The organism is Candidatus Magnetobacterium casense (assembly GCF_019173545.1).
In the GTDB taxonomy this organism is placed as follows: Bacteria; Nitrospirota; Thermodesulfovibrionia; order Thermodesulfovibrionales; family Magnetobacteriaceae; genus Magnetobacterium; species Magnetobacterium cryptolimnobacter.
Map to the genome: position 1 here is coordinate 1 of NZ_JABXWD010000343.1, position 3,583 is coordinate 3,583.

Annotated in this window: 3 protein-coding genes and 2 pseudogenes; all 5 read right to left on the reverse strand. The window is 53.4% G+C overall.

Going from position 1 to position 3,583, the window contains the following annotated elements; all coding sequences use genetic code 11:
* Positions 1-251 precede the first annotated feature (251 nt).
* On the reverse strand, positions 252-722 hold the full coding sequence (locus HWQ67_RS14480; protein ID WP_218253401.1) for a hypothetical protein: 471 nt from the start codon (positions 720-722) through the stop codon (positions 252-254).
* The gene (locus HWQ67_RS14485) at positions 677-1,657 is read right to left on the reverse strand and encodes a DUF1566 domain-containing protein (protein ID WP_255317301.1); all 981 of its coding nucleotides are present in this window, start codon (positions 1,655-1,657) and stop codon (positions 677-679) included. The genes HWQ67_RS14480 and HWQ67_RS14485 overlap by 46 nt, the downstream gene beginning before the upstream one ends.
* A gap of 84 nt (positions 1,658-1,741) precedes the next feature.
* Positions 1,742-2,080 (reverse strand): annotated as a pseudogene (locus tag HWQ67_RS20005) (DUF1566 domain-containing protein); the annotation flags it as partial.
* Positions 2,081-2,180: 100 nt separating this feature from the next.
* On the reverse strand, positions 2,181-3,335 hold the full coding sequence (locus HWQ67_RS14490; RefSeq protein WP_218253403.1) for a pyridoxal phosphate-dependent aminotransferase: 1,155 nt from the start codon (positions 3,333-3,335) through the stop codon (positions 2,181-2,183).
* 66 nt (positions 3,336-3,401) lie between these two features.
* A pseudogene (locus HWQ67_RS14495) lies at positions 3,402-3,583 on the reverse strand (hypothetical protein); the annotation flags it as partial.

Consider the following 3,583-nt stretch of genomic DNA (forward strand, 5'->3'; position numbering starts at 1 on the left):
AATGTTGTGTATAATCAACTCAATGTCAACAAGGTAAGAAGGGGTCAAGGGGGCTGGCCCCCTTGCAGGGGGTTCTGAAGGGGGGCGGAGCCGCCCCTTTCTTTCCTTCACGGTTGATTGTGGTGCCAGCTAAAATTGGTATAAACGAAAATTAGACAGAAAATCAACTGTAATTCACCCCCTGCGTAGGAATGGATGAAGGGGGAGAGGTTTGCCCTTTGCTGCGCTTTTCTTTCCCCCCTCCTCAACACCTAATATGTGTACACAGCCGTACCGCCCACCGCTCCGAAGTTGTTTGACTGACAGAGGTAGCCGACCAGATTACGCTTGGGAAGCGTATCTCCCTGAAAGCAGGCCATCGGAACGCTGCCGCAACTCAGACCAACCGGGTCTACCGTACTCTCACTCGTGATAACAATCGAGGCGCCATAGGCGCCATACAGGTTTGCCTTAGGGGCCACCTCAGGTATGCTGCCTATCATGTTTGTATCCAGTGATATGTCTTTGCCGTTGAAGTTTAGCATCCGAGTCTGATAGGCGTTGATTTGTTTATTAGCCGTTGTCATTGTCGAGATCAGGTCATTCGTGGGGCCGGACATGTTACCGGCGGTCGTTGCGGTGACCTCGACGGCTACAGTTGCGATATCCGCCGTCATATTCGATATGGCGCAGTAGGTTACGTTAGCGGGGTTTGTGTGCAGGTATGGCAGCGTGTAGGCCACCTTCGCAGGCGATAAGAGCGCCACGGGTCCTGAATCGTCCCGACGGTGCTGTCGTTGTCCCCAAGCTGGTTGTCTATCAGGTAGAGGGTCACAACCAGATTATTCCTTCCATAGCTTATTTCGGCACATGGTGTCCCCCCGAACTTGACTTTGCAGTCGAAGTCATACCATCCGTTGGTACCGTATTTCTTCACGTGGTTTACAACAGTCCAACGGGGCATATAAATCTTTACCTGATTGGCTACGCCGGCCTGGACGCCTGTCAGGGTGAACGACAGTGTACCTACGGGCAACCTCCCTCCGACATTGCCTGTAGTCAGGCCCAGGCCGCCAATATCGGGGGTTGTAACCGAACTGATGGTACTGATCGTAACGGATGGATCAACCGCTACGGTTATGTATTGCGAGTTGGCGGCATGGAAGGACTCCACGTTGCCCTGTAGTCTGTCGGGGGTACCGTCGCCGTTGCCGTCGTAGTTGGGGTCGTTGCCGGTGGGACCTTGCTCTTCAGTGTTATCAACCTGTCCGGCACGAACTGGCCACATGTAGAGATTGCCGGACTTATCGCCGGAGACAACGATACCATCGCCCATGTAGACAATAAACGCGTTGGACGTACTGCTAGCGTAGGACGTAGACGACCAGTAGTAGCCAGACTGCACATTGGTAAAGGGATGACCGGTTGGAAGCGATGGGTTATACCTTGCACGATCAGCAAGGCGAAACAACTCTTTTTTGTTTGGCAGCCGCCAGTCGGTGTACCCATACGTACCAGCCCCAGTGTTCATCGATGCGACATAGTCCAGTGCCCCTTGCCATGTTTTGGTTGCAGCAGGAAGGTAGACATTTTTTGTCCACATCAGCCCCGTAAGGTTGTCGGTAACCGTTTGGTTGCCGTTGTCAGTAAATCGCGGGCTGGGCCAGGCCACACCCATTTGTAACGCTCCGTCATCTCCCGTGTAGTAGGTGGTGGTCTGTCCTGTTCTGGATGTAGCCGTTTGTCCGGAACGAACAGGCCAAAAGTAGTTGGAGCTGGACTTATCGTCAGCGTTTATGGCGCCATCGCCCATGCCTATGTACCACGCTAAGGATGTAGCGCTAGCGTAGGACGTAGACGACCAGTAGTTGGCAGACTGCACATTGGTAAACCCTTGCGAATTGGGCCATGTCGCCGGAATAGTCTGTTCAGCGTTGACAGGGCTCTCAAGCTCGTTGATGTTTGGCAACCGCCAGTCGGTATAACCATATGTACCGGCTCCGGTGTTCATTGATGTTACATAGTCCATGGCCTGCTGCCATGTCTTGGTTGCAGCAGGAAGGTTGGCGTCTTTTGTCCACATCAGCCCTGTGAGGTTGTCGGTGAGCGTGTTGCCGCCGTCAGTGAACCGTGGGCTTGGCCAATGGTGCTGTTACTGGGCTTGAGTAATGTGACCACGCTTGAATGGAGTGGTATCAAATTTACAGCAAGAAGTCTTTTATCCTGTCGATGCCGCGCTGCAGGACATCAATGGGCGAGGTGCAGGTCAGACGCACGTGATGATGGGTTGCGTTTCTGCCAAAATCGACACCCGGTGTAATGGCCACATGCCGTCTCTGCAACAGCGCCTGTGCAAAGGCAACGCTATCAGCGTACATCCCGACACCAGGAGAATTCCCATTGCCCGTGACGTACCTTGAGATGTCGGCCCAGACGTAGAACGCCCCATCGGGGAGCACCGGAAGGTCAAACAGTCCTCGAAGGCCACCGTAGAGGAAGTCCCTTCTGTGCGCAAAAGTCTTGTTAATGTCTGCCAGCCAGGTATAGTCGAATGCCTCGCAGGCGGCATACTGTGCTATGGTATTGGCGGCGATAAAGATGCTGCTGATGACAATTTCGGCCCTCCGCACCCAATCCTCCGGCACGATCATCCATCCGATCCGAAAGCCGGGCATACAGAACGACTTTGAAAAGCCGTTGATCACTATGACGTTGTCGGAGAACTCTAGGGCGGTGTGTTCGGTGGCCCCGTAGACCAGGCCGTGGTATATTTCGTCGGAGATAAAGGTGACGCTCTTGTCGTTGCAGTGTTGGATGAGGGCCTTGAGGTTGTCCGTGTTGTAGAGTCTGCCCGTGGGATTAGCCGGGGAGGAGATAAGAAGGGCATTGATGTCCTTTGTCTGTTGCAGGGCCTCTGGTGTCAGCTCAAACGAGGTGTCCTTGTCTACCGGTATGAATGTTGGCGTTATATCGAGGTAGTGTGCAAAGTTCTTGTAGCACGGGTATGAGGGGTCAGGCAGGCAGAGGACATCCCCGGCGTTGAGGGCAATGCCCAGCGCCACCAGGAAAGCCCCCGATGTCCCCGGTGTAACGATCACCCTGTCGGAGGAGACGTCCACGCCGTATTTGTGGTTGTAGTGTTGAGCGATCCTCTTACGGAGTTCTTTGAGGCCCAGTGCCGGTGTGTAGGCGTAGCGGTTGTCCGTCATGGCCCTCTGTACGCCCTCCACGACTGCCGGAGGGGGAGGCAGGTCAGGTTCTCCAAGTTCCATATGCACCGTGTCAGGGAACTGCCGTGCCTGCCGCGCTATGTCCATCGCCATAAATGGAGCTATATCATCCAGCCTCTTTAGCATATAAGGATATTATGATAATGTATTGCTGCAAATTCTTGCAAGGAAGAAAGAAGAAAATCAGTAATTCTATTCTGCACTATCCTCCAGGAACTCCTTCAGTTCAGCAACCGTCCGTGAGTTCTTTATCAACCTCTTAAACGCCTCCATCTTTTCGATGGACGCCATTCTTTTCACGGAAGGCATGAGTTCCAACCCAACAGCACCATACTTTATATCCAGCATCCCTTCTATTCCCTCAACCAAGCCCT